Here is a 3,571-nt window from a genome sequence, read left to right as displayed (position 1 = left end):
ATCGATGGGCAGGCGGTGCCGCCGCCAGTGCGTCGTCGTACCGGCAAAGGCGCTCGCCCACTCCAGCATGAGCAGGCAGTCGCGCAGCGGGGCGAGCCAGGCGTGACCGGGTGCGGGGATGTCCGGCGCCGGCCTCCGCCAGTGCAGGCCGAGGCGTGCCGCCGCGCCGCACAGTGCCGGCGCCATGTTCCACGCTGTCGGCGCGAGCCACAGCCCGAGCGCCAGCATCGGCAGGGTGAAGGTGATGAAGGACAGCGCGTAGCCGAGCGGATTGAGCGAGCGGATCGTCTGCATCCAGCGCCGCTCTCTCGACCACAGCGCGCGCAGGCCGGTTTCCGTCACGTCGGTCCCCACGTTCACGTCGGCCAGCACCGTCTCCAGGCCCAGACCGCGCACGAGTTCGCCGAGCCGGTAGTCGTCGGCCAGGCGGTTCTTCAGCACCTCGACCCCGCCAACGGCCGCGAGCGTCGCCGCGCGCACCGCGATCGTCGCCCCGAACGCGAAGGCGCTGGTGCCGCCGCTGCTCGCGACCCGCACGGAGGGGGCGAACCAGGTGTCGATGAAGAGTGCGCCGATCCGCGGCCAGACACCGTCCAGCGGCCGGCCGTGGTACAGGCAGGTGACGATGCCGACCTGCGGCTCGGCCAGCGGCGCCGTCACGCGGGCGACGTACTCGGGCCCGACGCCGATGTCGCTGTCGGCCAGCACGAGCCAGGGATGGCGTGCAGCCGGCATCATGTTGATGAGGTTGCTCACCTTGAGGTTGCTGCCGTGGATGCGCGGATCGACGACGAGCCGCATGTCGACGGCGGGGAAGCGCCGGGCGAGGCGTTCGACGACGGCGATGGCCGGGTCGGCGGGATCGCGGACCCCGAACACGAGCTGGACATGCGGGTGCGTCTGGCCGCACAGGCCGGCGAGATTCTCTTCCAGCCGGGGCTCGGCACCGCACAGGGGCTTGAGCACGGTGACAGGCGTCCACACGGGTGGCCGGTGCGCGCGCGCGACGCGGATGCGGATGCGGCCACGGCAGAGCAGCGCCGCCACCGCGTAAAGCGTGGCCAGCACCGTCAGCGCCGAGCCGGCCAGCGTGACAAAAGACGGCATCATCGGGCTCCTCCATTCAGCCCGGCCTTGCGGCCCCGGATCTCGTCGAGACGGATGGCGACCTGTTGCGCATGCACGTGTTGGGCGGGCCGCTGTCCGCCCAGCGGAATGTCGGGTGCCATCGGCCCGTCGGTGGCGACGCCCCGCAGCGCGACGCGGGCGGCCGCGACAGGATGGGCGAGCGTATCCCGCACGGCGCTCGCCTCGTAGCCGCTGTGCACCATGCAATCCGCACATTTCTCGTAGCGTCCCGTGCCGTAGGCCTCCCAGTCGGTGTCGTCCATCAGTTCCCGGAACGATGCGGCATAGCCTTCGCCGAGCAGGTAGCACGGACGCTGCCAGCCGAATACGGTCCGCGTGGGATTGCCCCATGGGGTGCAATGATAGGTCTGGTTCCCCGCGAGGAAGTCGAGGAACAGGCTGGACTGGCTGAACGCCCAGCGCCGCCCCCCTGCGCCGCGCGCGAGTATGTCCCGGAACAATTGCCTCGTCCGGTTGCGCGTGAGGAAATGCTGCTGTTCGGGTGCGCGTTCGTAGGCATAGCCCGGGGACACGGTGATGCCGTCGACCTCCATCGTCTTCAACGTATCGAAGAAGCTTGCCACCCGCTCCGGACGGGCATCGTCGAACAGCGTGCAGTTGACGTTGACGTGGAAGCCCGCCGCCTTGGCACGCCGGATCGCGGCCACGGCACGCCGGTACACGCCCGGGCGGCAGACCGAGCGGTCGTGCATGCCCTCGTCGCCGTCGAGGTGCACGGACCATGTGAAGAACGGGCTCGGGCGGTACTGGTCGAGCTGCCGTTCCAGCAGCAGCGCATTCGTGCACAGGTAGACGAACTTGCGGCGTGCGACGATGCCGGCGACGATCGCGGGCATGTCCTTGTGCAGCAGCGGCTCGCCGCCCGCGATCGAGACGACGGGCGCGCCGCATTCGTCGACTGCGCCGAGGCACTCGTCCACCGACAGCCGCTGGTCGAGGATCTCGCCCGGATAATCGATCTTGCCGCAGCCCGCGCACGCCAGGTTGCAGCGGAACAGCGGCTCGAGCATCAGCGCGAGCGGATAACGTCGTTCGCCGGCGAGGTGCTTGCGCAGCACGTAGGCGCCGACGAGGACTTTCTGCAGGAGGGGAATGGCCATGCTCGTGTCCCCGTCGTCAGTGCGTGCCGGCTTCCGGTCCGTCGGCGAGCGCGCGCGGCAACCGGAATTCGATGTGTTCCTCGATCCCGTCCAGCGTCGACACCTCGATGGGCCCGAGGCAGCGCAGGGCAGCGATCACGTGCTCGACCATGGCCTCCGGTGCGGACGCGCCCGCCGTGATCCCGACCACCGCCGCGCCTGCGACCCAGGCTGGGTCGAGCTCGCTGCCGTCGGCCAGCAGCCAGGTCGGCGTGCCGGTCTCCGCGCCGATTTCGCGCAGCCGGTTCGAGTTCGAACTGTTGGGCGCCCCGACGACGAGCAGCACGTCGACCTGGCGGCACAGGTCGCGCACGGCGCGCTGGCGGTTCTGCGTGGCGTAGCAGATGTCGCGCACGTCGGGTCCGACGATGTCCGTGAAGCGCCGCCGCAGGGCCGCGATGACGCCGCGCGTGTCGTCCACGCTGAGCGTCGTCTGCGTCACGTAGGCGACCGGCGTGTCGGGCGGCAGGTCGAGGGCCTCGGCCTCGCGTGCGTCGCGCACCAGCAGCACGCGGCCGTCGATCTGCCCCATGGTCCCCTCGACCTCCGGGTGGCCGGGATGGCCGATGAGGATCACCGTCCGGCCGCCGGCGGCATACTGGCGCCCCTGGATGTGGACCTTGGCGACGAGCGGGCAGGTCGCGTCCAGCACCCGCAGGGCGCGCGCGCCGGCATCGGCCTCGACCGTGCGCGCCACGCCGTGCGCACTGAAGATCGTCACCGCCTGCGGCGGCACTTCGTCCAGGTCTTCGACGAACACGGCGCCCTTGGCGCGCAGGCCGTCGACCACCGCCTTGTTGTGGACGATTTCGTGGCGCACGTACACGGGCGCGCCATGCCGTTCGAGCGCGCGCTCGACGATCTCGATGGCTCGGACGACGCCCGCGCAAAACCCGCGCGGCTGGGCTAGGATCACGTGCATGACGGTTCTCTGCGGTGCTTTCCGTTCGGTGCAGATTGGAGTCCCGGCCGGCGCGCAAGTTCGCACGCGGCGTTTGATCCAGATGCGTATGCACCTCGCATATGCGATTAGAATGCGCTGCAGATGAATGTTGGAAGGAGGCCATGGTGGCGCGGAGCGACCTCGTGCTGGTCACGGGCGCGGCCGGATTCGTCGGCGCCGCCGTGGCGCGCGCGGCGCTGGAACAGGGGTATGCCGTCCGTGCCCTGGTGCGCGCGAGCAGCCCGCGCCGCAATCTGGCGGGGTTGGCCGCCGAGGTCGTCGTAGGCGACATGCGCGACGCGGCGGCGGTCGGGCGCCCACAACCGGTAATCCGCTGCGA

The 3,571-nt window shown here is 70.5% G+C and carries 4 protein-coding genes; 1 reads left to right on the top strand and 3 read right to left on the bottom strand.

The genetic code is table 11. The features are described from left to right. The 3 genes from hpnI to ispH form a co-directional block, all read right to left on the bottom strand. Positions 1-1,110: bacteriohopanetetrol glucosamine biosynthesis glycosyltransferase HpnI (gene hpnI, locus ACEN88_RS26825; protein ID WP_413344567.1), on the bottom strand; the 1,110-nt coding region annotated here is incomplete at its 3' end. Beyond that, positions 1,107-2,249 (bottom strand): adenosyl-hopene transferase HpnH, encoded by a 1,143-nt coding sequence (hpnH, locus tag ACEN88_RS26820; protein ID WP_413344566.1) that lies wholly within the window; start codon positions 2,247-2,249, stop codon positions 1,107-1,109. The genes hpnI and hpnH, both read right to left, overlap by 4 nt. A gap of 16 nt (positions 2,250-2,265) precedes the next feature. After that, positions 2,266-3,210 carry a 4-hydroxy-3-methylbut-2-enyl diphosphate reductase gene (ispH, locus tag ACEN88_RS26815; RefSeq protein ID WP_413344565.1) on the bottom strand — a complete coding sequence of 315 codons (945 nt, stop codon included), beginning with the start codon at positions 3,208-3,210 and terminating at the stop codon, positions 2,266-2,268. Between the two features lie 143 nt (positions 3,211-3,353). Between ispH and ACEN88_RS26810 the strand changes: the two genes are divergently transcribed. Continuing rightward, positions 3,354-3,571: NAD-dependent epimerase/dehydratase family protein (locus ACEN88_RS26810; protein WP_413344563.1), on the top strand; the 218-nt coding region annotated here is incomplete at its 3' end.

The organism is Massilia sp. CT11-108, from assembly GCF_047302915.1.
Classification (GTDB): Bacteria; Pseudomonadota; Gammaproteobacteria; order Burkholderiales; family Burkholderiaceae_D; genus Telluria; species Telluria orientalis.
This window is presented reverse-complemented; position numbering and strand designations above follow the sequence as displayed.

Bases quoted from the DNA above. Each gene is read 5' to 3' on its own strand.
- hpnH (WP_413344566.1), bottom strand. From the start codon at position 2,249: ATGGCCATTCCCCTCCTGCAGAAAGTCCTCGTCGGCGCCTACGTGCTG.
- ispH (WP_413344565.1), bottom strand. From the start codon at position 3,210: ATGCACGTGATCCTAGCCCAGCCGCGCGGGTTTTGCGCGGGCGTCGTC.